The organism is Bradyrhizobium sp. 18BD, assembly GCF_054185225.1.
This window is the reverse complement of sequence record NZ_JAVAYL010000020.1, coordinates 1-24,463: the sequence shown is the minus strand read 5'-3', so window position 1 is coordinate 24,463 and position 24,463 is coordinate 1. Positions and strand designations below refer to the sequence as shown.

Annotated in this window: 25 protein-coding genes; 8 read left to right on the top strand and 17 right to left on the bottom strand. The window is 62.4% G+C overall.

All coding sequences use genetic code 11. The features are described 5' to 3' along the window. Positions 1-29 precede the first annotated feature (29 nt). From RAD16_RS30415 to RAD16_RS30375, 9 genes are all read right to left on the bottom strand, one after another. Positions 30-434: a sugar 3,4-ketoisomerase gene (locus RAD16_RS30415; RefSeq protein ID WP_458161512.1), complete on the bottom strand. Its 405-nt coding sequence runs from the start codon at positions 432-434 to the stop codon at positions 30-32. 10 nt (positions 435-444) lie between these two features. Continuing rightward, positions 445-1,416 (bottom strand): GNAT family N-acetyltransferase, encoded by a 972-nt coding sequence (locus tag RAD16_RS30410; RefSeq protein ID WP_458161511.1) that lies wholly within the window; start codon positions 1,414-1,416, stop codon positions 445-447. Continuing rightward, positions 1,413-2,336 (bottom strand): glucosyl hydrolase, encoded by a 924-nt coding sequence (locus RAD16_RS30405; RefSeq protein ID WP_458161510.1) that lies wholly within the window; start codon positions 2,334-2,336, stop codon positions 1,413-1,415. Before RAD16_RS30405 ends, RAD16_RS30410 begins: the two co-directional genes overlap by 4 nt. Further along, the gene (locus RAD16_RS30400) at positions 2,333-3,016 is read right to left on the bottom strand and encodes an acetyltransferase (protein WP_326904701.1); all 684 of its coding nucleotides are present in this window, start codon (positions 3,014-3,016) and stop codon (positions 2,333-2,335) included. The genes RAD16_RS30405 and RAD16_RS30400 overlap by 4 nt, the downstream gene beginning before the upstream one ends. Before the next feature lie 154 nt (positions 3,017-3,170). Then, complete coding sequence (locus RAD16_RS30395) at positions 3,171-3,590, bottom strand: transposase (RefSeq protein WP_458161509.1); 420 nt, start codon at positions 3,588-3,590, stop codon at positions 3,171-3,173. Between the two features lie 137 nt (positions 3,591-3,727). After that, positions 3,728-4,471, bottom strand: coding sequence for an SAM-dependent methyltransferase (locus RAD16_RS30390; protein WP_458161508.1), 744 nt, complete (start codon positions 4,469-4,471; stop codon positions 3,728-3,730). Between the two features lie 270 nt (positions 4,472-4,741). Further along, a complete protein-coding gene (locus RAD16_RS30385) occupies positions 4,742-5,938 on the bottom strand; it encodes a hypothetical protein (protein WP_458161507.1) in 1,197 nt (398 codons plus the stop codon). Positions 5,939-6,130: 192 nt separating this feature from the next. After that, on the bottom strand, positions 6,131-6,298 hold the full coding sequence (locus RAD16_RS30380) for a glycosyltransferase family 25 protein (protein WP_458161506.1): 168 nt from the start codon (positions 6,296-6,298) through the stop codon (positions 6,131-6,133). Beyond that, positions 6,295-6,558, bottom strand: a complete 264-nt coding sequence (locus tag RAD16_RS30375) for a hypothetical protein (RefSeq protein ID WP_458161505.1) — start codon at positions 6,556-6,558, stop codon at positions 6,295-6,297. Before RAD16_RS30375 ends, RAD16_RS30380 begins: the two co-directional genes overlap by 4 nt. 89 nt (positions 6,559-6,647) lie before the next feature. On the opposite strand from RAD16_RS30375, the gene RAD16_RS30370 reads away from it, so the two are divergent. Then, positions 6,648-7,973, top strand: a complete 1,326-nt coding sequence (locus RAD16_RS30370; protein ID WP_458161504.1) for a glycosyltransferase — start codon at positions 6,648-6,650, stop codon at positions 7,971-7,973. A 64-nt stretch (positions 7,974-8,037) separates the two neighbouring features. Here RAD16_RS30370 and RAD16_RS30365 read toward each other — a convergent pair whose 3' ends face one another. Beyond that, positions 8,038-9,927: a CHASE2 domain-containing protein gene (locus tag RAD16_RS30365; RefSeq protein WP_458161503.1), complete on the bottom strand. Its 1,890-nt coding sequence runs from the start codon at positions 9,925-9,927 to the stop codon at positions 8,038-8,040. 87 nt (positions 9,928-10,014) lie between these two features. Continuing rightward, positions 10,015-10,539, bottom strand: coding sequence for a FecR domain-containing protein (locus RAD16_RS30360; RefSeq protein WP_458161502.1), 525 nt, complete (start codon positions 10,537-10,539; stop codon positions 10,015-10,017). Between the two features lie 671 nt (positions 10,540-11,210). Here RAD16_RS30360 and RAD16_RS30355 point away from each other — a divergent pair. Beyond that, positions 11,211-12,281 carry a tlde1 domain-containing protein gene (locus RAD16_RS30355; RefSeq protein WP_458161501.1) on the top strand — a complete coding sequence of 357 codons (1,071 nt, stop codon included), beginning with the start codon at positions 11,211-11,213 and terminating at the stop codon, positions 12,279-12,281. 60 nt (positions 12,282-12,341) lie between these two features. On the opposite strand, the gene RAD16_RS30350 is transcribed toward RAD16_RS30355, so the two are convergent. The 3 genes from RAD16_RS30350 to RAD16_RS30340 all read right to left on the bottom strand — a co-directional run bounded on the left by RAD16_RS30350 (position 12,342) and on the right by RAD16_RS30340 (position 14,487). Next, a complete protein-coding gene (locus RAD16_RS30350) occupies positions 12,342-13,166 on the bottom strand; it encodes an SDR family NAD(P)-dependent oxidoreductase (protein ID WP_458161500.1) in 825 nt (274 codons plus the stop codon). Positions 13,167-13,240: 74 nt separating this feature from the next. Next, entirely contained in the window at positions 13,241-13,879 is a 639-nt protein-coding gene (locus tag RAD16_RS30345; protein WP_458161499.1) for a glutathione binding-like protein, read from the bottom strand. Positions 13,880-13,893: 14 nt separating this feature from the next. After that, entirely contained in the window at positions 13,894-14,487 is a 594-nt protein-coding gene (locus tag RAD16_RS30340; protein ID WP_458161498.1) for a cysteine hydrolase family protein, read from the bottom strand. A gap of 126 nt (positions 14,488-14,613) precedes the next feature. Here RAD16_RS30340 and RAD16_RS30335 point away from each other — a divergent pair, with 126 nt between their 5' ends. Then, a complete protein-coding gene (locus RAD16_RS30335; RefSeq protein WP_458161497.1) occupies positions 14,614-15,453 on the top strand; it encodes a LysR family transcriptional regulator in 840 nt (279 codons plus the stop codon). A 153-nt stretch (positions 15,454-15,606) separates the two neighbouring features. Beyond that, entirely contained in the window at positions 15,607-16,353 is a 747-nt protein-coding gene (lepB, locus tag RAD16_RS30330; RefSeq protein WP_458161496.1) for a signal peptidase I, read from the top strand. 109 nt (positions 16,354-16,462) lie between these two features. Here lepB and groL read toward each other — a convergent pair whose 3' ends face one another. Together groL and RAD16_RS30320 are read right to left on the bottom strand one after the other, a co-directional pair. Further along, complete coding sequence (gene groL / locus RAD16_RS30325) at positions 16,463-18,103, bottom strand: chaperonin GroEL (RefSeq protein ID WP_060736470.1); 1,641 nt, start codon at positions 18,101-18,103, stop codon at positions 16,463-16,465. Positions 18,104-18,151: 48 nt separating this feature from the next. Then, positions 18,152-18,466, bottom strand: coding sequence for a co-chaperone GroES (locus RAD16_RS30320; RefSeq protein ID WP_220014387.1), 315 nt, complete (start codon positions 18,464-18,466; stop codon positions 18,152-18,154). Between the two features lie 388 nt (positions 18,467-18,854). Between RAD16_RS30320 and RAD16_RS30315 the strand changes: the two genes are divergently transcribed. From RAD16_RS30315 to RAD16_RS30305, 3 genes are all read left to right on the top strand, one after another. Beyond that, on the top strand, positions 18,855-19,142 hold the full coding sequence (locus RAD16_RS30315; protein WP_326904714.1) for an usg protein: 288 nt from the start codon (positions 18,855-18,857) through the stop codon (positions 19,140-19,142). A 178-nt stretch (positions 19,143-19,320) separates the two neighbouring features. Continuing rightward, complete coding sequence (locus tag RAD16_RS30310; protein WP_458161495.1) at positions 19,321-19,884, top strand: cupin domain-containing protein; 564 nt, start codon at positions 19,321-19,323, stop codon at positions 19,882-19,884. A gap of 386 nt (positions 19,885-20,270) precedes the next feature. Beyond that, positions 20,271-21,494, top strand: a complete 1,224-nt coding sequence (locus RAD16_RS30305; protein WP_458161494.1) for a rhomboid family intramembrane serine protease — start codon at positions 20,271-20,273, stop codon at positions 21,492-21,494. 128 nt (positions 21,495-21,622) lie between these two features. Here RAD16_RS30305 and RAD16_RS30300 read toward each other — a convergent pair whose 3' ends face one another. After that, positions 21,623-22,873, bottom strand: coding sequence for a NupC/NupG family nucleoside CNT transporter (locus tag RAD16_RS30300; RefSeq protein WP_458161493.1), 1,251 nt, complete (start codon positions 22,871-22,873; stop codon positions 21,623-21,625). Positions 22,874-23,033: 160 nt separating this feature from the next. Here RAD16_RS30300 and RAD16_RS30295 point away from each other — a divergent pair, with 160 nt between their 5' ends. Beyond that, on the top strand, positions 23,034-24,272 hold the full coding sequence (locus tag RAD16_RS30295; RefSeq protein WP_458161661.1) for an MFS transporter: 1,239 nt from the start codon (positions 23,034-23,036) through the stop codon (positions 24,270-24,272). The last annotated feature ends 191 nt before the right edge of the window (positions 24,273-24,463 follow it).

The window sequence follows — 24,463 nt, the reverse complement described above, 5'->3', positions numbered from 1 at the left end:
TTTTCCCGGTCAGTTCTGACTCACAAATTTTAGGCAACCACAGACGAATTGCGACGGGCGAGCGCGATAAATTCGTCGTAGTCGCGAATGTAGTCGTTGACGTCATAGTGCGCTGAGGCCAGCACCATGCAGACGCTGCCCGATGAGAAGTTGTCGAGCGCGCGCCATGTCATGGGGCAGATATACAGCCCAAAGTACGACCGGTTCAGATGGAATCGCCGCTGCCGGTCGCCGTCGTTAAGGACGATATCGAAACTACCAGACATCGCCACCACGAACTGATGAAGATTCTTGTGCGCGTGCGAGCCTCGGTCCGAGCCGCCTGGAACGTCATACAGATAGTAGACGCGTTTGATGTCGAATGGGACATGATTCCCCGCTTCGACAAATGTCAAATTGCCACGGGGATCGGCGATCTTCGGCAATTCGAACATGCGGCAATCATTAAGCGGCATTTCCACCCTCTTTTAGATTCATCTCGTAGTGTTCATATACTATCCCGCCAGCGCCAAACTCGTTTTTGAACTGCGCAAGGCCTTCATTCAGGATCCGCCCATGCTCTTCCGTGCTGATGCCAAAATCGAAGTAGCGCTTGCCTGAGCGTACGCTGTGCTCGATGGCTCCGTCGAACAAGAGGTCGAGCGCATTTACCGCATAACCGGCTTCGCTCGATGCAATGTACTGCGCGTGCGCGACTGTCTGGCCAAGGAAAAGCACGATGCCAGCTTCAACGCTACCGTCCACCTGCGCAGTCATTACCTCGATGTGCTCGGGAAAGCGAGCTGCGAGTAACGACATTTCGCCCAGCGTGTGAACCGGAGCCGCATCATGATTCCGCTCGAGGTTATCGGCAAGCACCGGCCATAACGCCGCAAGGTGGTCTGTTCCTTGCGTGAGTTGCACGCATGCTCGCAACGCTTTCTTTCTTCCGCGTTTTCGGCGTTCGCTGACTGGCAGGCGATACTGCAGGTCAATGCAACTGGAAAGGTCTGAACGATAACGGGCAGCTCCCGCACGAAAGAGCGCGTAAAGATCCTCTTGGGCGGGGGATATCTGATAGATGTACGGAACAGCTTTGTACTGCAGGCGTTCATAGCCAGCGGACGCCCATAGTGCCAATGCCGAATTCAATGCCTGCAGCATTCGACCTCCCCGCAATCGCCCATGATGCACCATGCCGCCATAGGTTGCACCGGGGTGGGAGACGACGGTGGATGGATCGCCAGGATGCTCGGCGGCAGGAATGACGCCCAGCCATTCGTCGTGCCGCTCGACCACGACAGATCGGTCAACGAAGCGATTGCCGTGATATGACAGGAAAGCGCGCGAATGCAGAAACGTGGCGCCATGTGCGCCGTGACAGAAACTGTCCCAGCGAATTGCATCCCCGGCGTCAAAAAAGCGCGCCCGCATCATGCCTGGAGAAGCTCCGCGATGCCAAAACCCGTAACGCCGAAATCATCGCCGTTGTATAGCAGCCACGTCCGACCGCCGGCGTCGACGTCAACGCCATACGAAATGGCTTCTCCGTCCCATGAGCCGGCGGTGACGTCCAGCCCCATTTCGCCGTCAAGCCGCTGCCAAGTCTGGCCGTCGCGAGATTTTGCGTATCCGAGCCGATAGCGCGCAGGATTGCGCCTGCGTATGGAGTAAAACATCCGATATTCGTCGCGGCGCCTTCTGACAACCGGTCGTCCGAAGCCATGCTCGTTCTCCGATTCCAGCGGCATCACGATATGCCCCTTAGCCGGCCAATGCACCCCGTCGTCGGATTCTGCGTAGCGAATGTCATAAATGGGCATCGGTTTGCCGTCGATTGTCTCCCATTCATTTCCCGCGATGTACCACATGCGAAAGCGTTGACCGTCCTGTTCGACCCAGGGACCACAGCGAAAGAATTGCTCATCCGAACTGCGTTCCAGCACAGGCGTGGCCTGAGCGCGCCGAAACGTGTTGCCGTTGTCTGTGCTGATGGCCAGCCCCGTCAGAAGACGATAGCGGATTCGATGGCAAAGCTCAAAGCCGACATAGTACATGTAGAGGCTACCGTCGGCGACGCGAACCACGGAAGTTGGAAACACACCGTTGTCATCGAACGCGCCGGGCAGGCCGATGTCGAACACGGGCGCCTGGCTTTCTCGAATCACCTTGCGCGGGTCGACTGGATCGAGATCGACGAAACCGATGCGCCCGACGTTTTTCTCGTCGCGACATTGCACGTAAACCCGCAGCGTTTCATTGTCGAGCCAGATAGGTGTTGGGCATGTAGCGTGACTGCGCGCCCACCATTGGATGCCCGACGGCTTCCACACCACGCCATGTTTCAACCACTTCATTGCACTTTAAAAAAGCGTGTCGCTGACACTTTGGCGGGTTCGAACTGCTCAGCCTTGAACAGGTTTCCGGGTTCGGTATCCCTCATCAAGGTTACACCGGGGCCGACCCAGTTGTCCCTGGCAACCGTCACATTGTTCGCAATGGACGCATTGACGCCTAGGAAAGAATTTTCCCCGATGTCGCAATAACCCGAGATGACAACTTGGGACGAAACAAAGATGTTATCTCTCAGCTTACTATGATGTCCTACATGATTCCCGCTCCACAACACAACATTGTTGCCGAGTTCGACAAATGGCTGAACCGTGTTGTCTTCGAAGATGAACACATGCTCGCCAATACGTACATTGCGCCACACAAACGCACGGGGGCTGACGTAGGAGGCCAGCCGGTACCCCTTCGTTTTCGCTTCGCGGACGAAACGCTCCCGCAAGCGGTTCAGACCGGTGTAGGTGACAGCGGCAAAAACGTCATGCTCCTGCGGGGCATAGAGCGCAGGAAGCCGCTCGAACGCCACGACCGGCAACCCGTGCAATTCGTTTTGCTTCAAGTATGCCTCTTCCACCGCAAATGCTACCACCTGATAGTCCGTATCGACATCGAAATATTCGCGTGCGATTTCGGCAAACGCCGAATCACCGACAATGATGAGCTTTTTCTTCTTCATACTTGCTGACATGCATGCCTCCCGATTTACAAGCGATGTTTGGGCTCCGGCGCCAGAGAACCGTACCGCAGTCTCATATCCGTTCCGCCATCACTGTTACATCCGTCGGCGCAATCTGCCGTTACCCTCTTGAGTCGCTTAGAGTCGCCAACAACGAATCGTGTGCTCATGCGAGTGTGAGCAAAGCGAGATGAATATCAAGACGACGTTCGATACGGATGGGAAGCTTTCCGGATGCCGCAAGCCGCGTTCCACAACCCAGGTTGCTCAGTCGATCATTCTTCTCGATGCTACGGCGCGCAATGCGTGGGCTGATGCCTCGCTTGCGCAGATGGTGACAACAGCGCGCAAAGTCGTAACCCTTGTCGACATGGAGTTTGTCGAGACGGGTTCGCGGTCGACATGCCGGCGTCGTATCGCGTCGATCGTATCCTCGAAAACAATCGTGCCGGTTTGCACCGGTGACGGCAACTACCAAGGGAAGGCCTCTTCGGTCTACGAAGAGATGCCGTTTGCTGCCAAGTTTACCTCTGTCCGGGTTGGAGCCCGTGCACTGGCCCCCGTGGGCTGGGCCTTGTCGCACCATCAATACTCGCCCGAGTCAAATCAATCTGGTCGTGCTCACGCAGACGGCTCAGAAGCGCTAGGTGCAGCCGCTCCTACAAGCCGCCGGCCAATCGCTCAGACGCCTCCAGCAGGTCATGCCACTGCGCCTTTCCATCACTACGGCTTGATGATGAGGATATCTTCACGGCGATTTGCCATCGGAAGCGCAGAACCCTGAGGCAGCCAGTAGGCATCGCACCCTTCTGCACGAGCGCGCATAATGACCCCCAAGATGACGGCGTCGTCGACCTTGTTGGTTTCCACCGCGCGGAAATCAACGTGCGGCACTTCGGTCGTTTGCATGAAATTCTGGTGGAACCCCACGCCCGCTTCGCTTGCGAAAAATCGCTTGCGCTTTGACACATTGGGGATGTCCCCAATCAACATCTGGCCGCCTGGTGCAAGCAACTGGATAGACAGATCCAGGAATTTCCAGAAATTGGCCTCCACGAATATGTAGTGGAAGACGCTGTAGCAAAGAATGGCATCGAAACGGCCAAGCCATGGTTGCAATCTATCGCCGCATTCCGGGTAGAAACCCTGCAGCTTGATCACTCCGGAGACATCAGGCAGATGCGACAGCATTTCAGATGAATCGACCAATACGAGTTCATGCTCTCGCTCCTGGCACAGATCGATCATTAGGCGTGGCAGGCCCGCGCACCCAGGGCCGATATCAAGCACTGTCTGGGAGGGACGCGAAAGGTTGGTTAATTTCGATGCGATCTCAGCGAAGATCGCTGTTTCATGGGTGTCCCGGTATTCGTCTGGAAAGCCGATTTTCTCGTGTGGACTCAGGCTTTCATCGGATGCCATCCGGCGAAAGTCCTCATAGCCAATATCATCGAAAGAAACAGCCATGTCCCACCCTGATCCAATCCGAGATTGTCACCACGCTTTTCGTGCCGCAACGTCGGCATTTGCGACAAAACATATGAAAGAAATATACTCCGCCGCAAGCGACGGTGGGCGGCAAATTGATGTCCCGACTCTGGCTCAATTTGGCGATTTGCCCCAAAGCCCGTCAGGCTGCACCGGCACAACTGTCGGTAACAGTGGGGGCAAACTCGCAACGCTTATCCACAAGGCTGGCCTACCGAACGGCCTGCTGCAGGCATCCCGTCGAGCAAATCACGCAATCGCAGCACAAGCCCTGATTGTTGCGCTCACACCTTCCAGATATTTGAGGAAATTGAAAAGCGCAAAATGCTGCTGATAGTGCTGCGCGAAATCACGGCACCGCATGCGGTGCGCTTCGGGCGACTGCATCACCCGTTCCGCCTTAGCACGTAGCGCGCCATCCGCGCCGTCGAAGAACAAGTCACCGTAATCGCCGCCGAGGAACGTCTCGTATGGCCAATCTGACCCGATCAAAAAAGCTGCCCGGTTGCCCATCGCGCGCAGAGTGCGGTCGTGCAACGCATCGTGAATCGGCGCCACGTCGAGGATTCCGTATTGCGATGCGTACTGGAATGCGTTGTCCGACATGGTGTCAAATGGGAGGAACTCATGATGAGGATTGTTCCTGAGCCGAAAACGCTCCCACCCCCATCCGTATATCTTGAGCGGCACGTCTTCAAGCTCGTTGATGACATGCTCGGCAATCGTGTTGCGGTGAACCTTGTCGAGCATCATGTGGACGTGAAACCGCACTGACAGCTCCGGCGCATTGTCCAACTCCCCGCGGAGCGCTGCCATCACCTCAGCATTTAGCATGGCATCGATGATGTCGTGGTGATTCGTTCGATTGCCGTTCCTGAATTCGCTGATGATAGCGTCGGCGGCGGCGAGCAGGAAGCCGGCCATCCGACGCTGCGGTGCTTTGCGCCACCCATCCAACGTCACGTCGAGATCATTTATATTCTTTGGAAAGACAAAAAAATTACCTTCGAATCGGCTCTTGACCCCGTCGGGGAACCAATTAGGTGTCGGGAGAAATGTAGCAACGCTCGTACGCGGAATGTATGTATTCGCAAACATGGCGAACGATGGCGTGGCGTAGATATGCCTCGTCCACCGAGACGCTGCCATGTGGTTCAAAATCATCTGGCAGGGGTGGTCGCCATGATAGCAGAGCAATGGGACTTTCAGATGGTCCCAGACTGTGACGGGATTTGTCTCCGTGGCACCCAGCTGCGAACCTAAACCCTGCCACGTAAAGACAAAATCGATGCCCCGGAGTTCGGACAATTCCTGCAAAACTTGATTGCCGAGATTGACGATTTGCGTAGGACGCCCCATCCGCTCGAACGACTGCTTCATGCATGTATTAAAGTAGGTAAAGGTGTCGTACTCTCCACCTTGCCAGTTGAGTATGACGATGCTCATTTTGTGAATTGATAAAGTTGATATTGACTTGGTGATGATAGTCTGCGTCGATTCATGACAACGGAAGCCTTCAGAATGACTACGCCCCTGATGCGACGCGTTTCGCATCGCGTTTTACTTTTTCAGAGCCGGACCCACTCGGCAACCAGAATTCGCCACACCTTATCCAAGGCGCGCCACTTCTGAACAGATTTACGAAGCGGTCGCGGGCTCGGTGATGTCATTGCGGACGATCGCGTCGTCCTCGAACACGAGCGCCGGCATTTCAGATTGAGCTGTCTGTTGCCAGATTCGGAAATGGGAGGGCGCGCACCCGACCGCACCCGGGGTGAACTGTGCGCCGAGCACAACCAGATTCATTCCAAGCGCAGCGATGAGAACGATGTACCATCGGACGCCTCAAATCGTTCGAAGGCGATCTTCGACCCGGCATTTAGTCTCAAGAAGCTTTCGTACTTTTCCGGCTGACGATTGAGGTTGACGACAAAGTTCTTCATGCAAGGACCAGATTCAAAGTTCGGATAAAGCGCGCCGATCACTGGTTGTAGCCATATCAACGGCCCCCTTGATTCGCCGCGCGCCAGCGGGGTGAGGCGAAGGCGGTATCCAGCTTCGAGCAAGCTCCGAGGGATAGTTGAGATGCGGCAACCTTCCTGTAGTCCCGGGAGTCGGGTTGCCGCCCGCTCTCCCATGATCCGGAAGGTCCCCGATGAATTATCACGACGGCACTCTCGCAAGAGCGGACGAGATCTCGAGGCAGCCGTCGTCGCTGACGCGGGAAGAATATTACCAGATCTGCCTTCGGCATCTGAAATCGGGCGAGCTCGAGCAAGCGGTAGCTCGTTGCCGCGAAGGGCTGGCTGCAGACGAAAACCATGCGGGCTTGCTTCATCTGATGGCCGGTGTATCGCTCCTCAACGGGAATTACGACGCCGCCATCCACTGGGCCGGGCGTGCTCTCACCAACGACATGAAGGCGACCTATCTCGCGACGTTCGGGACGGCGCTGCAAGGCAAGGGACTCCAGGAGCCGGCGCTCGAGGCGTTTCAACGTGCGGTGGAGCTCGATCCCGTCGATCCCTCGATCTGGGAGAATTACGGCCACGCCTTGAACAGGGCGGGGCATGTCAACCAGGCGAGCCTCTGCTTCCAGATCGCGCGGGCCTATCAGAAATTGCCGTTCCTTGCGGAGTGCCGTTCTGTTCCTCGTAACGGCTGGAACGCCCTGACAGAGAAGTTCAACGCGCATCTTCAGAGCCGCTCGGCGCCGGGAGAGGCCCGCGATCCCATCCATTGCTTCTGGTCGATGGGGATGCTCGGCGAGATGCATCGTCTCTCGCTTCAGTCGATGGTGCGCCAGGGTCATCCGGTCAAGCTCTATACATACGACAACGTGGCCGCCGTGCAGGCGCTTGTGCCGCCCGGGGTCGTCGTGGCCGATGCAGGAAACGTCGTGCCGGCTTCGATCTACCACCAGGCCGTCATGAACAGCGAGATCCGCTACTTCAGCGATATCTTCCGCTATGCCGTTCTTCATCGATCCGGCGGATGGTGGCTCGACACGGACGTCGTCCTCGTGAAGCCCCTGGATTTCGGCAGGGAGCACGTGTTCTCCACGCAATGGTCGGGAGTCGAGAACGGGCATGCCTGCGCCGGCGATGTGATGCGCGCGCCCAAGGGCTCGCCTCACATGGCCAATCTGTATGCCCTGTCGCAGCAGCGCCTCCTCAACGAAAAGCGCGTCGAATACGGCGCGGTGGGACCGTTGCTGCTGAGCGAATATCTGCTCGTGGCAGATGACGCGGAACTCCAGTCATCGATCCTGCCGCCGACAACCTTCAATGCGATCGACTGGCATGAAGTGGACCTGTTCGCCTCCGAAAGCCGGGCCGGCTTCGAGCTGTTGAGCGATCCCCGTGTCACGGGTGTCCATCTGTGGGGAAAAAGCTGGGCCGACAGGGGCATGCGCTTCGAGGCAGTTTCCGAGCAAAGCGTGGCCGGTTATCTCAAGAAGCTGGTTCTTGAGCCGAATTAGCTGGCGCAGCTGGCGGCGAAGTTCGAGGCGCAAGGCGCATCCGTCCGACGCGCACTAACTTCCCTCAGTCGATCATCTCGGCTCTGGCGGCGTCCTGGCTCGGCCTGTCATGGTCGCGCCAGAACCAGACCGTCACGGCGCCGGAGCGGCCGCGAACCTGCGTGAGCAGGGGGCCTGTCAGGATGCCATCGGGCGTGCCGTGGAAGTCGGCGGCGTCCAGCAGCGTATCGGTCATCGCGAGCCGCGCGCAGTTCTGGGCGGCAACCTCCATCAGGCGGCTGGCGACGTTGACGGTGTCGCCGGTCGCAGTGATGTGCTGGTGGCTTTCGCCGAGGCGGGAGGCGACGATCGGGCCGAAATGTGCGCCGATCTTGAAACCGAGCTGGCCGCGCATTGCGGGCGGCAGCGAAGCGATCCAGCGATCGACGCCGCGATAAAGGTCAATCGAGAACTTCAGCGCGCGCGCCGCGTCGTCGGGCATCGCGCCGGGCAGGCCGAACAGGATCATGGCGCCGTCGCCGAGAAAGCCGGTGATCATGCCGCCACTATCGACCGAGGCCCTGTCGATCAGTGCGTGAAAGCCCCTCAGCAGGTCCTGGAGCTCGTCCGGATCGACCCGCTCGCTGAGCGCCGTGAAACCGGAGAGATCGATGAAGACGACGGCGGCGTCCTGCCGGACGGGCTTGGACAGGAAGTTCGGATCGCGCGCCAGCCATTCCTGCACGGCGGGAGCCTGGAACTGCGCAAGCGTCCTGCTCTTGGCGGCGAGATATTGCGTGCGGCGGCCCCCGGCCCAGAGCTGCACGCCGGCAAACACCGCGACCGGCGGCACCGCGGCAGCGAGCGTGGTTGCGGCATTCAGCCAGACGCCGTGCGTGAAGGCGAACAGATTGAGCCCGGCCCAGGCGACCATCACCGCGGCGGCCGCGACGATGCCGAGCGCGCTGCGCCGCCAGGCGAGCAGGCCGACCAGCAACATCGGCAGCAGGGTCGCGCAGAGCGCGTCGGCGATGTGAACCTTGCGGTCGCGCACGATGCCGTCGCCGGCGATGAGATGTGTGATCGCGGTGGAGATCACCTCGACGCCGGGCATCAGGGAATCGAACGGCGTCGGATAGAAGTCGCCGCCGCCTGCGACTGCGGCGCCGATCACGACGATCCGGTTCTCGATCGCCGCGCGATTGAGCGTGCCGTCGAAGATGCTCTGCGCGCTCACGGTGCGGATGGTGCGGCGCGGGCCGTAATAGGTGATCGGCAGTGTGAAATCGGTGTCGGTCGGCACCGCGCGATCGCCCAGCATGAGATGATCGGGCGCGATCGTCAGCGGCTTGTCGAGCGCGCGCGTTGCAACGCGTAAGGGAAACGACAGCTCGACCTTGTCGCGGGTCCGGAACAGCATCGGCACCGAGAGCGGCGAGCCTGATTGTCCCGTGGCGACGTTGACGACGCCGACCTCGGCGTGATCGGCGAAGGCCGGCAGCGGCAGCAGGAAGCGCTCGGCCTGCGGCAGGGCGGCGAGGGGGCCCTGGCTGCTCGGCTCCACCGTCTCGCTGGCGGACGGGAAGATCGCGGCGGCGGCAAGCACCATGGGACCGCTGGCGAGCGTGTTGGCGAGCGTCGCATCGCCGATCGCAGCGCTGCGGTCCACCAGCAGCAGGTCGATCGCGATCACCTTCGGCTTGAACTGCACGATGGTGTCGACGACACGGGCGAGATCGGCGCGCGGCAGCGGATAGCTGCCGCCGCGTTTGACGACGGTGTCGTCGATCGCGACGATGGTGACGAGATCGGGCGGAGTCTGCACGCCGCGCACCTGGGTCCGCAAATCGGTCAGCGTCGCCTCGAGCCGATCGAGAAAGCGGAGATGTCCGTTGGCGTGCCCGGCATAGACGCTCGCGCCCCACAGCGCGGTGAGGACGAGCGCCACCATCATCTGAACGCGTCGGCTACTCATGCGATCGTTTTTGCGCTCGTTCTGCAATCTTCCAGTGTCCAAATCTCATTGACCGGGCCTGACGGACCCGGCTTATCGTCCGAAATCTTATTGTCCCAGGCGCGCCATCAGCGCGTCGACGCGCGGCTGGCCCCATGTCTTGACGGTCAGCGGGCCGGTCGCCTCGACGTCGACGCCTTCGCCCGGCCCGAGCACCACGCCGCGCCCACGAGTCCTGCGGGTTACGCCGACACGGCCGTCGGCGACGAACACGGAGGTCTTGGCATCGGCGACATCGACGGCCCATTTCGTGCCGCGCACTGCGGCGATCGCCTGCGGCGTCAGCACCTTGAAAGGATTGCCGCCGGGCTTCTTGGGCACCTCGACCAGCAGCGCTTTGCTGCTCAACTCCACGGAGTCTATATGTCCGTCGCGGTTGGCGTCCTTAAGTTCAAATCTGGCGCCATTTTCGGCCACGATGGTGATGCCGTTGTCGCAGCGCCAGACTTGCGTGCCGGCGGCCGATGGCGATGCCGTGCAGCCCGCGTTGGCTGCAGGCTGCGCGGTTGAAGACCCGATCAACAGAAATGACCACGCCAGAGCGAAAAACCCGGCGCGCGCGAACCGACTCATGCCAGCCTCCGTTTTGCGTGCTTGGCACAGTTCAAAGCAATGTTGATACGGTACCGTATCACACGCAGAGGCTGCTGAGAAGTGCCGCTCTGGCAGCTATTTTCTCGCGGCGGCATTTTCCAGTCCGGCGCGATCAACTTTCAGTCAGGGCACAGTGCGGCGTGAGTGCTCCGTGCGCGATCGGCGATGCGTGCGAGCTCCCGCCATTTTGCTGACAAGCCGCGCGTCAACGCCCCGGGTGCACCAGCCCCGCACAACGCTTCGCGGCTATGATCGAGCGGTATTTAAGACCACGAAAAGGACTTGGTTGGTGCGTTTACAGAGGCGGCCGGAGAGGTCCGCCGAGCGTGCTGAACCGGCCAAGATTTATGGTTAACAATGTCGCCTAAGTCCGTAGTTCTGCGGACTTTTTTCTCGAAATGGCACAGCGTTAACGAGTTGCCCTACATCCGCCCGAACTTAATCTGCATTTAACTAAAAGTCGCCTTAATGACGCTCCGACCTCCTGCGAGATGCTGTTCCCGGATCGTGACCAGCGGCACTTCGAAGGGGGACTGAGTGACACCGTCCTGGACGCAAGGCGAATGAGTACGAGTATCGCTGCGCAGAGTAACGCGGCACGGAAGTCCAAGAATAGTTCTAAGATCAATTCGCGGAAATCTTCCCGGAAAATGACCACCCAAAACGTGCTCGGCGCCGCCGTTGCCGGCTGCGTCCTGCTGGCCGGCTGGACCGTCTACACCAACATCTTCGCCGCCAGCGTCTACCCGACCGTCGGCAGTGCCGGTTACGACGAGCCCGTGGTCAAGCGCGCGCCCAAGGTCGCGCTGCGCGAGGCGGGCGATGCGATCAAGGAAGCTTTTGCGCTGCTGCCCGACCGCTTGCAGGTCGCAGCCCCGATCTCGCGCGAGATGTTCAACGAGCGTTTTGCCGCCGCAGCCACGCAGGGCGTCGAGTCGAATGCGGCCAGCGCCGCGCCTGCAACCCAGGTTGCCGTGGCCCCGAAGCAGGGCGTGATCGCGAAGGTCGCCGAAGCGCTGAAGCCGGCGGCTCCGGCGAAGATTGCTGATAAGTCCGCGGACAAGGCCAAGCGCGCACCGGACGCGCAGATGCAGCTGGCTTCGGCCGACCCGGCTGAGATCGTGCCGGCGCCCGAGGCGAAGCCGAAGTCGTTTGCAGACCGTGCCAAGGCCGCGGTGATGTCGATCACTGGCCCGCGTCCGTCGATGGTCGAAAAGCTCTGGGGCAAGCGTGAGCCGTCCGGCGGGCTGCTCGCCTACGCCTCGGCCGATGCCAGCGTGACCTCGGCCATCGCGCCGAAGGAGCAGAACCCGATGTTCGGCGGTGCGCCGCCCTATGAGCGCGATACTGCGGTCTACGACATCACGGCCAAGACGGTTTACCTGCCGGACGGCACCAAGCTCGAGGCGCATTCCGGTCTCGGCTCCAATCTCGATGATCCGCGCTCGCAGCGCACCCGCATGCGCGGCGTGACGCCGCCGCACATCTACACGCTGAAGCCGCGCGAGGCGCTGTTCCATGGCGTGCCGGCGCTGCGCCTGACCCCGATCGGCGGCGAGAGCGCGATCTACGGCCGCGACGGTCTGCTCGCCCACACCTTCATGCTCGGGCCGAACGGCGATTCCAACGGCTGCGTGTCGTTCAAGGATTACTACGCGTTCCTCGATGCCTATCGCAACAAGGGCATCCGCAAGCTCGCGGTGCTGGCGCGGGTCGAGTGATCTTGGCGCATTCCAGATGATGCAAAAGGGCCGCTCGCAGCGGCCCTTTTCCTTTCGGCTTCAGCCCGGCCAGCACTGTCCGCCGCCGTCGATCCGCAGCACCTGGCCGGAGACGAAAGCGCCCATGGGTCCCGCGAAGAACTCGACCACGCGCGCGACCTCGTCAACGGTCGCGATGCGGTCGAGCGTGCCGGTCTCGACCATCCTGCCGGGATCCACTGCGCGCGTGCCGAGAAAGCGGCCGGTGCGGGTATCGCCGGGCGCGATGCAGTTGACGGCGATGTCGTAGGGGCGGAGCTGATCGGCGAGGCATCGCGTGTAATGGGTGACGCCGGCCTTCGACACCGCATAGATCGATCCCTGGGTGCGCCCCTTGAAGGCGGCGACCGAGCCGAGCGTGACGATGCGGCCGGATCGCCGCTCCATCATGCCCTTCGCGACCGCCTGGCAGGTCAGGATGGTCGAGAGCAGATTGCGCTCCAGCACCGCGCGCACGTCGGCTTCCTTGATATTCACCGCATCGTTCGGATCGGGCTTGCCGCCGGCGGCCGCGATGTCGCCGCCGGCATTGTGCACGAGGACGTCGATCGGGCCGAGCGCGGCTTCCGTTTCGGCAATCACGCGCGCGATGTCCTCGCCCTTGGTGAGATCGCCGAGCACGCGCTGGCTGCGGACGCCGAACTGCCGGGCGATCTCTGCGGCAACTGCGGTGAGGGTGGTGCCCTCGCCATATTCCGCCGGCCCGTTCTCGCGCATGCCGTGGATGGCGACGTTGGCGCCGAGCGCGGCGAGCTTCTCCGCGAAGGCGCGGCCAAGCCCGCGACCGGCGCCGGTCACCAGTGCCACCTTGCCTGCAAGAATCTTCGTTCCGTCATGCGATGTCATGATCTTGTTCCCGTTCGTGAAATCAGTCGGTCGCAAGATCTAGCCCAATCGCCATCGCCTCCACCAGTGACCTGTCACGCGGCGCTGGCCGCTACGGTCTTGCGCAGCGCCATCTCCGTCGCAATCGCCTCCCGCACCGCGGGCCGCGCTTGCATGCGGCCGAGATAGGCCGACAGGGACGGCCATTGCGCGATGTCGATACCGGCCGGACGAAGCAGCAGCAAGGCCCAGGTGAGATGCGCATCCGCGACGGTGAAACCGTCGCCGACGAGGAACTCGCGGTCCGCAAGATGTGCAGCAGGTACCGCCAGTGTCTGCGTGATCCGCGCCCGCGGCTTGGCGAGTGAGCCGTCGTCCTTGTACCAGAAGGTCGGAAACAGGAACGCCTTGTGGATCTCGGCGCCGATGAAGCTCAGCCATTCCTGCAGGCGATAGCGATCGGGATCGCCGAAGCGGGGCGCAAGCCCCGTCTCCGGCTTGGCGTCGGCGATGTATTGCAGCACCGCCGCGCTCTCGGTCAGCCGCTCGCCGTTCTCCAGCACCAGGACCGGCACCGCGCCCTTCGGCGAGACGCCGCGGAAATCGCTGCCGTCGCTGATGACCTGCTTGGTCCAGATATGGGCGAGGTGATATTGCGCCTCGATGCCGGCCTCCATCAGCGCGATGCGGCTGGCGAGCGAGCAGGCCATCGGAAAGAAATAGAGTTGCAGCATCGCTTGGCGTTCCGTCAGGTCAGCGCTTCGGCTTGCGTGATGATCGCGAAGCGGTCCGACAGCTCGGCCAGCGCGACCTCGTGAATGGTCCGTGCCGGAAGCGCGCCGCCGCGGCCGTCAGGCAGATCGCGGGTGGCGCAGGCGTCCGCCGCGATGGTGGTGCGCAGTCCGAGATCGAGCGCGGCGCGCGCGGTCGAGGAGACGCACATGTGGGTCATGAAGCCCGCCAGCACGATGTTGGTGCGGCCGGTCGCGGCCAGCCGTGCCTGCAGATCGGTGCCGGCAAAGGCGTTCGGCAGCGCCTTCTCGATCACGGTCTCGTTCGCGAGCGGCGCCAGACTCGACACGATCGCGCCGCGCTCGGCCTCGCGGTCGAACAGGCTGCCGGCGCGGCCCTTGTGCGCGATGTGGAAGATCGCAGCGCCCGACTGCCGCGCGCGCGCCAGCAGCTTTGCGGCGACCGTGATCGCGGGCTCGGCGTCGGGCAGGGCGAGGGGGCCTGAGCGGTATTCGTTCTGGATGTCGATCAGCACGAGGCAGGACTGGCTGAGCTTCGGCGGATTGAGATCGGCGCCGGCGAGTTCGAGCAGGGTCTTTGGAACGGTCATGAGAGCCTTCTTGAGACGATCGGATGGCGCAACCTTAGCGCGGCGGCGGCCTGCCAATGTGCAGGACTATTGCAGCATATGGCTGCAAATTTGCAGGCTTCCGCGCGGCCTGCTAGGCTCGCGCCCATGAATTGGGATGATCTGCGCATCATCGCGGCGGTGAGGGACGAGGGCACCTATGCCGGCGCCAGCGCGCGGCTGCGCATCGACGAGACCACGGTGGGGCGCCGCCTCGCGCGCATCCAGCGCGATCTCGGCGTGCCGCTGTTCGACGCGGTGGACGGCCTGCGCCGGCCGACGCGCCATTGCGAGGCGGTGCTCGAGCATGTCAGCGCGATGGTGTCACATGTCGCGGCGATCGATCGCATCAAGGAGAGCCAGCCCGGCCCGGTCGGCCGCCTCCGCATCGCCTCGACCAACGCGGTCGCCGAGGAGCTGCTGGCGCCGCACACCAGCGCCTTCCTGCGCGATCATCCCGGCCTCACGCTGCAATTCCTCACCGCCAGCGGCAACGTCAAGTTCTCGCGCTGGCAGGCCGATCTTGCCATTCGCCTGCGCAAGCCGGAGAAGGGCGACTTCACCATCTCCAAGCTCGGCGACGTCAGGCTGTATTTCTTCGAGCCCGCCGATCGCAGCGGTGGCGAGCCCGTCGCCTGTTTCTATCCCGATGAGCTCGACGCCATTCCCGAGCAGCAATTCCTGCGCGCGAAGCGGCTGACGAATGTCCGCTGCGTCACCGACAACGTCCGTATCATCAGGACCATGATCCAGTCGCATCAGGCGATCGGCGTGCTGCCCGAGCACAGTTGCGGAGATCTGCTCGCCGACCGCAATTTGCGCGCCACGCTGCTGCCGAAGCGGCGCGACGTCTGGCTGCTGGTGCAGAACCACCTCAAGCGCGATCCCGCGACCCGCGTGACGATCGACTGGGTGAGAGCATGTTTTCAGGACACGCCGCGCAATTGACGTCGTCTCGCATTGTGCTCGTCGCGTCACACCTTCGCTTGCGGGTGAACGCGTAGACGCGCCGGTGCGACCAAAAGCGTGAGTGGGTATTGCACGCGCGCGAAGGTTGCGTAATCTCACGGCGACGACCAATGTCTTGATCGGGGCAAGCGAATGACCACGCTCGAACAGACCATCCGCCCCTCGGCGCAATCGCGGGAATGGAAGGCGATCGTCATCCTGATCCTGCTGGTCCCGGTGCTGTGGTCGCCGCCGTTCCTGTTTCGCATCTTCCTGTATCAGCCGTTCAGCATTCCCTCCGGCTCGATGATGCCGACGCTGGTCGTCGGCGACTACGTCTTCGCCGCGAAGTTCGCCTATGGCTACGGCCGCTATTCGTTTCCCTTCACGCCGTCATGGATCTCCGGCCGCTTCCACGCCGCGGAGCCCGACTACGGCGACGTGGTCGTGTTCCGGTCGCCGAAGGACACCGGGGTCGATTATGTGAAGCGGGTGGTCGGACTGCCCGGCGACCGCATCCAGATGCGCAACGGCCAGTTCGTCCTCAACGACCGCGCCGTGACGCGCGTCGCCCTGACGAGCGCGTCCGGGGCCTCAGCCTGCGGTGTGGATGACGGAGCCAGGGTCAAGCGATGGCGCGAGACGCTGCCGAACGGCGCGAGCTATTTGACCTATGACTGCGTCGACAACGGATACATGGACAACACCAACGTCTACACCGTGCCGCCGGGCCATTTCTTCGTGCTCGGCGACAACCGCGACAACTCCACCGACAGCCGCTTCATGTCGGCGATGGGCTTCATCCCGATGGACAATCTCGTCGGCAAGGTGACGCGGATCTTCTGGTCCCTCGACGCCGACGGCCGCCTGCGCGGCGAGCGGATGGGGAAGGTGTGGTAGCCCCCGTCATTCCGCGGCGGGGCTCCATCCGGGCTACGACCTGACGATGGAACAAACAAAAACCCCGGCATCTCTGCCGGGGTTTCGTAGTTCTTGAGATGCTTGGACCTTAGAAGTCCATGCCGCCCATGCCGCCGCCCGGGGGCATCGCGGGACCTGCGCCGCCCTTCTTGGGCAGCTCGGCGACCATGGCTTCCGTGGTGATCAGCAGGGCCGCAACCGAGGCTGCGTTCTGGATCGCGGTACGGACCACCTTGGTCGGGTCGATGATGCCCTTCTTGACGAGGTCGGCATATTCGCCGGTCTGGGAGTCGAAGCCGTAATTGTAGGCCTTGTTCTCTAGGATCTTGCCGACGATCACCGAGCCGTCTTCACCGGCGTTGATCGCGATCTGGCGAGCGGGAGCCGACAGCGCCTTGCGCACGATCTCGACGCCGGTCTTCTGATCGTCGTTCTTGGTGCGCAGGCCCTTGAGCTGCTCGGAAGCACGGAGCAGGGCGACGCCGCCGCCCGGGACGATGCCTTCCTCGACAGCCGCGCGGGTCGCATGCATCGCGTCATCAACGCGATCCTTGCGCTCCTTCACCTCGACCTCGGTCGCGCCGCCGACGCGGATCACCGCGACGCCGCCAGCGAGCTTGGCGAGACGCTCCTGGAGCTTCTCACGGTCGTAGTCCGAGGTGGTCTCCTCGATCTGCGCCTTGATCTGGGCCACGCGCGCCTCGATGTCGGCCTTCTTGCCGGCGCCGTTGACGATCGTGGTGTTCTCCTTGTCGATCATCACCTTCTTGGCGCGACCGAGCATGTTGAGCGTGACGTTCTCGAGCTTGATGCCGAGATCTTCCGAGATCGCCTGGCCGCCGGTCAGGATCGCGATGTCCTGCAGCATGGCCTTGCGGCGATCGCCGAAGCCCGGAGCCTTGACGGCCGCGACCTTCAGGCCGCCGCGGAGGCGGTTCACGACCAGGGTCGCGAGCGCTTCACCTTCGACGTCCTCGGCGACGATGACCAGCGGCTTGCCGGTCTGCACCACGGCCTCGAGCAGCGGCAGCAGCTCGTTCAGCGAGGAGAGCTTCTTCTCGTTGATGAGGATGTAGGCGTCGTCCATCTCAACGCGCATCTTGTCGGCGTTGGTGACGAAGTAGGGCGAGATGTAGCCGCGGTCGAACTGCATGCCCTCGACGACGTCGAGCTCGGTCTCGAGCGACTTGGCTTCCTCGACGGTGATGACACCCTCGTTGCCGACCTTCTTCATGGCGTCGGAGAGGAACTTGCCGATCTCCTGGTCGCCGTTGGCCGAGATGGTGCCGACCTGGGCGATCTCGTCGTTCGAGGTGACCTTCTTGGAGTTCTTCTGGAGGTCCGCAACGACGGCTTCGACCGCGAGGTCGATACCGCGCTTGAGGTCCATCGGATTCATGCCGGCGGCAACCGACTTGGCGCCTTCCTTCACGATCGCCTGGGCGAGCACGGTGGCCGTGGTGGTGCCGTCGCCGGCCGCGTCAGCGGACTTCGAGGCGACTTCGCGCACCATCTGGGCGCCCATGTTCTCGAACTTGTCGTCGAGCTCGATCTCCTTGGCGACGGTGACGCCGTCCTTGGTGATGCGGGGAGCACCGAACGACTTGTCGAGCACGACGTTGCGGCCCTTCGGACCGAGCGTGACCTTCACCGCGTTGGCGAGAACGTCGACGCCGCGCAGCATCTTGTCGCGCGCTTCAACCGAGAATTTGACTTCTTTGGCTGCCATCTGGAATTTTCCTTGGATGATGTTTGACGGGAGGGAGAGAGGGGGCTCTTAGGCCGCCTTCTTCTTGGAAGCGGGGACGTCGAGGACGCCCATGATGTCGCTTTCCTTCATGATCAGGAGATCGACGCCGTCGATCTTGACCTCGGTGCCGGACCACTTGCCGAACAGCACGCGATCGCCGACCTTCAGGTCGATCGGGATCAGCTTGCCGGCTTCGTCGCGGCCACCCGGGCCAACGGCGACGACTTCACCCTGGGAGGGCTTTTCCTTGGCAGTGTCGGGAATGATGATGCCGCCGGCGGTCTTCTCTTCTGCGTCGATGCGCTTGACCACGACGCGGTCGTGAAGCGGACGGAAGTTCATGCAGTCCTCCTAAACATTTGCACGAGTTGAGGATTTTGAGGTTGTTAGCAATCGTTGCCCGCGAGTGCTAGCACGGGCGAGGCTGAAATAGGACAGGAATTTTGCGGGGGCAAGGGCTTCTAGCAGAAAATTCGGCACTCTGAAGGCCGAGGTGCCAGAATCCTTTACCATCGTTAACCGAGCTGACGGGCCCCTTGGCGTCCGTATTAGCACGGAGGCCGGTCTGCTGCTAACGCGTTGAATTTCAACAGCTTGTTAAACTTTTGGGCTTGAGATGGGTTGTCAGTTTGCGTCACATTTCTCTCATGTGAGCGCATCGTTTCCGGGTGGCTCGTAGCAGCGTACCGGCAAGCCGCCCCCTGAATGCGCTCCTGCAAAGGAGGTTGGCATGGGATTGCGGGTTGGGGGCGTTTCCGAGGACTTCCGGAAACAGATGCTGGGCTACGGGCTGACCACGGCCCAAATTCTCTACCGGATGCCGGATCACCCGTCGCTGCTTCAGACCTATGTCTGGCAGAACTACGACATGTTCCCGAAATTCCCGGCGCTCTCGGACTTCCTGGCGTTCTGGCAGGAGAAGCTCGACGGCCCCCTGTTCTCGGTGACCGTCGCGCATTCCAAGCTGATCAAGCCGGCCGAGCTGCGCTCCGTGGACGGCGTGTTCCGCCTGCATTGAGCTGAGCAGCGGTCTCGTAGCGAGCACCGCTCTCGTCGGGTGGGCAAAGGCGCGCAAGCGCCGTGCCCACCATCTCTCCATGATCGCGCGCGAAAGGTGGGCACGCTCCGCTTTGCCCACCCTGTGATATCTCGTTTCTGTGCTAGCCTCCGCCTATAACAACAACGGGAGGCGGCCCATGGCCAAGAAAGCGAGCAAGAAAACAAGCAAGACAACAAAATCGCGCAGCGCAGCCCAGACCGCGATGAAGAAGCGGAGCGGCGCCAAATCCGCCGCGCGATCCTCCGCACGCAAGGCCGTGAAGGCGAAGGCGCGTGTGACGACAGCAAAATCATCCGTCAAGAAACCCGCGCGCCCGAAGCAGCGCATCGCCATCAGCCATCACCGCGAAGAAGATTTCAAAGCCGACGGCCTGCGCGCCTACGCCAAGTACCGCGACCTCGGCATCGCCGCCGCCAGCCACGGCCTCGCGCAAGCTCACGTCATCCGTCTGCAAGGCCCTTGCGATCCGGCTGAGGTGTCAAAACTCCACTTCCACGACGTCGAATTCCAGATGGTCTACGTGCTGAAGGGCTGGGTGAAGACTTACATGGACGGGCAGGGCGAGACCTTGATGCAGGAAGGCAGCGCCTGGACCCAGCCGCCGAAGATCAAGCACATGATTTTGGATTATTCGGACGACGTGGAGCTGCTGGAGGTGATTTTGCCGGCGGAGTTCAAGACGGTGGAGTTGAAGGCGTAGATCTCGCGGTATCGTCATTGCGAGGAGCCCGCGACAAGATTGCGAAGCAATCTTGCGCAGGCGACGAAGCAATCCAGACTATCTCCGCGGATACATTTCTGGATTGCTTCCCTTCGCTCGCAATGACGGGGAAAGAGTTTCTTCGTAGCCCGGATGGAGCGAAGCGTAATCCGGGGCCGCTGCCTGCGACGGCGCGCACTTTCCCGGATTGCGCTGCGCTCCATCCGGGCTACGGCATCACTACGCGCGATCGCTAAAATGCGCCTGATCCGCGAAACCGGACCGTTACCAGCCCGAAGGTTCTAGTCGCCCAAAGCGCGGGCGCTAACCAGTCGAAAATACCTCTCGCGTCAACTCAAGGCTGTGAAAACGCGGGATATGCTTTCATGGCGACTTTTGGCCGACGCGGCGTTGTGGCGCCAGCCCCGAGGGGATCGTTTCAATCCGCATCGTTTCAGCCCGCCGCCGCGCCGGTCGCGCCGGCGGTCATGCGCGACCGCGGTCCGTTGTCCGATGAGGGGACGCTCTTTGCCGACAACAAACTTCTGGCCGATATCCCCTTCCTCACCATCGGCCTGATTTTCGGTCTGCTGCTGATCTTCGCTCTGCAACGCAGTCTGGCCATCGACGTTGCGCCGGATGGCTCACTCGATGTCCGTTCGCTGATCGCTTATGGCGCGACCAGCTACGATCTGGTCGCCGGACGGGGAGAGTGGTGGCGGATCGGTCTCGCGCCGCTTCTGCATGGCAGCGATTGGCACCTCATCGGCAACTGCATTGCGCTGTTCATCGTCGGCGTCAGGCTGGAGCCTCTGATCGGCCGTGGCTGGTTTGCGCTGATCTTCGTTGCCAGTGCGCTGGTCGGCGAGGCCGCCTCGCTGCTGGGCAATGCGCCCGGCCAGCCCGGCGTCGGTGCGTCCGGCGCCATTACCGGGCTCATCGCCGCGCTGTTCGTCTCGAGCTTCGATCCCGAAGCGGATGCCGATCAAACCATATCGAGGCTGAAGACGTCGCTCTTCTTCGGTGTTCCCGCACTGCTGCCGCTTGCCTTCGGCGCCTCCGGCAATGTCGACTATTTTGCCCATGCAGGTGGCGCGCTGGCCGGCGGCGCGCTCGCCATCATGCCGTGGGTCCTCTTCCGTTCCTATGACAGCCTGCCGCGGAGCGCGAGCATGACGCTGCTCGCAGGCTGCGTCGGATCCCTGATCTGCGCCGGCTTCGCGGCGGCCCATTATGCGTCCTACATGGCCGACGCCAAGCAGTATGTCCGCATCTCGGAGTATCCGGACAAGGGTGGCAAGGTGGCCGACCGGTCTTTCGACCTGGTCACGCGCTACCCGAATGACCCGAGGGCGCATTATTTCCGTGCGATCTACTTCCTGGAACAGGAGAACCTCCGCGCCGCCGAGACGGAAGTGCGAGCCGCCATGTCGCTCGCAGCTACCGATGTGGCGGGCGGGCCGGTGCGCGCCGGGGCGCAGGGCTTGATGGCGGTGTTGCTGTTGGTGCAGGGGCGGACCAGCGAGGCGAAGGCCATGGCGGCCGAGCCGTGCCGTGCCAAGATGCCCGAGGTGCGGCGCATCTTGCAGAAGAACAAATTGTGCGGTTGAGCGGGATTGGGCACATGTCTCTCCGCACGTCATTGCGAGGAGCCCTTGCGACGAAGCAATCCAGAAATCTTTCCGCGGATGCATTTCTGGATTGCTTCGCTTCGCTCGCAATGACGAGCGGAGCGTCGCTAACTCAACACCCCCACCACAGCCCCCATCAAACACGTCGTCAGCGTCCCCGACACGATCGACTTCAGCCCCAGCGCGTTGATCTCGTCGCGCCGCTCCGGGGCCATCACGCCCAGGCCGCCGATCATGATGCCGAGGCTGGCGAAATTGGCGAAGCCGCACATCGCGTACAGCATGATCAGGCGCGATCGCGGATCGAGCGTATCGGGCGGCAGCTTTGAGAAATCGACATAGGCGATCAGCTCGTTGAGCACGGTCTTCGTGCCCATCAGGCTGCCGGCCGTCACCGCCTGATCCCACGGCAGTCCCATCAGCCAGCACACCGGCGCCATGACGAGGCCGAGCAGCCGTTGCAGCGAGATCGCGGCGCCGCCGATGTTTGGCAGGAGGCCGAGGACGGCGTTGACGAGATAGACCAGCGCCACCAGCACCAGCAGCATCGCGACGATGTTGATCAAGAGCTCGATCCCCGCACTCGTGCCTTTCACGATCGCGTCCATCGTGCTGGACACCTCCGTCTCCGGATCTTCCAGCGTAGCGCCGGTGCGCTTGTCCGAGGTCTCGGGCACCATGATCAGGCTGACGAGGATCGCCGCCGGTGCGCCCAGCACCGAGGCGATGACGAAATGCGCGGCCGCATCAGGAATAAGAGGAGCAAGGAGCGTCGCATAGAGCACCAGCACCGTGCCGGCGATGCCGGCCATGCCGCCGGTCATGATCAGAAACAATTCGCTGCGCGTCATCTGCGCCAGATACGGCCGCACGAACAGCGGCGCCTCGACCATGCCGAGGAAGATATTGGCGGCGGTCGAGAGCCCGACCGCGCCGCCGACGCCGAGCGTCCGCTCCAGCAGCCAGGCCATGCCGCGCACGATCGGCGGCAGCACGCGCCAATAGAACAGCAGCGTCGTCAGCACGCTCATGACAAGCACGATCGGAAGCGCCTGGAACGCCAGGATGAAATCGGCGCCCGGCACCTTGAGCTCGAATGGCAGGGTGCCACCGCCGACATAGCCGAACACGAAGGATGAGCCGGCGCGCGAGGCCGCCGAGATGGCGCCGACCGCGTCGTTGATGGCGCCGAAGGCGCGCGCCACAACGGGCACCTTCAAAAGCAGGATCGCGGTGGCGAAGGTCGCGACAAGGCCGATCGCCGCCTGGCGCAGGGAGACCGCGCGGCGATTCTCCGCCAGCGCGAAGGCGATCAGCAGCAATGCGAAAACGCCGAGTGTCGATTGCAGCCGTAGCATGATGTCCCCAAAGCCCCAATGATTATGGCCGCGCGTGCGTTGCAAACGCAATGCCGGATGGCCCTAGGTGCCGCCCGCTGTTGACAAGCAGGCCCGCGTCAGCCACGCGGGGCGCGTCGATATTTTTGGGGCGAACCATCCGAGCGTGACCGAAGCGGCGATGCCAGTGCAGCCAGTATCCGTCAGTCCGCCGGTCACCGCCGGTGAGCTCCTCCGCCACCGCGCCTTCCTGTTCTTCCTGCTCTCGCGCAGCCTGTCACGCTTTTCCAGCCAGATCGCAGCGGTCGCGATCGGCTGGCAGATCTACGACCTGACCGGCTCGGCCTTCGACCTCGGCATGGTCGGGCTGGTGCAATTCGTGCCCACGGCGCTGCTCGTCTTCGTCGCCGGCCACGCCGCCGACCGTTTTGAACGCAAGCGGGTGGTGCAGCTCTGCCAGCTCGTGGAAGCCGCGACCGCACTCTATCTTGCCGTGATCACCTATCTCGGCGCGGTCAGTGAGGTGCAGATCTTTGTTGCAACCTTCGTGCTCGGCATTGCCGGCGCCTTCGAGAGCCCGACCACCGCGGCGCTGCTGCCGCTGATCGCGCCGCAAGGCTCGCTCCAGCGCGCAACCGCGGTGGCGAGCGGGGCGGGGCAGGTCGCGACCATCACGGGTCCGGCGCTCGGCGGTTTTGCCTATGCGATCGCGCCGCATCTCGCCTACGCCGTGATGCTGCTGTTCTGGATTCTCGGGATGATCCTGACCGGCTTCATCCAGCCGCGCCCGCAGGCGGCCCTCAAGGAGGGAACGGAGGCTGACAACATCTTTGCCGGCGTCCGCTTCATCCGCAGCAATCCGGCGATCCTCGGCACCATCTCGCTCGACCTGTTTGCCGTGCTGTTCGGCGGCGTCACCGCGCTGCTGCCGATCTATGCCCGCGACATTCTCCAGGCCGGTCCGGTCGGGCTCGGCGTGCTGCGCGCGGCGCCTGCGGTGGGCGCGCTGCTGATGACCATGGTGCTGGCGCGCCACGCCATCACGCGGCATGTGGGCTTGCGCATGTTCCAGGCGGTGATCGTGTTCGGCATTGCCACGATCGTGTTCGCGCTGTCGTCCTGGATGTGGCTGTCGGTGCTGTCGCTCGCCGTTCTCGGCGCAGCCGACACGATCAGCGTCGTGATCCGCTTCTCGCTGGTGCAGTTGTCGACGCCCGACGAGATGCGCGGCCGCGTCGGCGCGGTAAACTTCCTCTTCATCAACGCCTCGAACCAGCTCGGCCAGTTCGAGAGCGGGCTGACGGCAGCCCTGTTCGGCGCCATGCCCGCGGCCGTGCTCGGCGGCGTCTGCACGGTGGCGGTGGCCTTGCTGTGGATGAAGCTGTTCCCGAGCCTGCGCCAGGTGGAGAGCCTGGAGTAGGGGCCTCCGCTCTCTCCCCCGTCATTGCGAGCGCAGCGAAGCAATCCAGAATCTTGCCTCGGAGGCAGTCTGGATTGCTCACATGGGGATTTGGTGTGTCAAGGTTTATGGTCAGCTCTTTGTTCGATTGCAGGCCAGCTCTTCGTCCCGACCGTGGAAGCGTGGAGATGGCGCGCGCAGCTCTAGTCAAG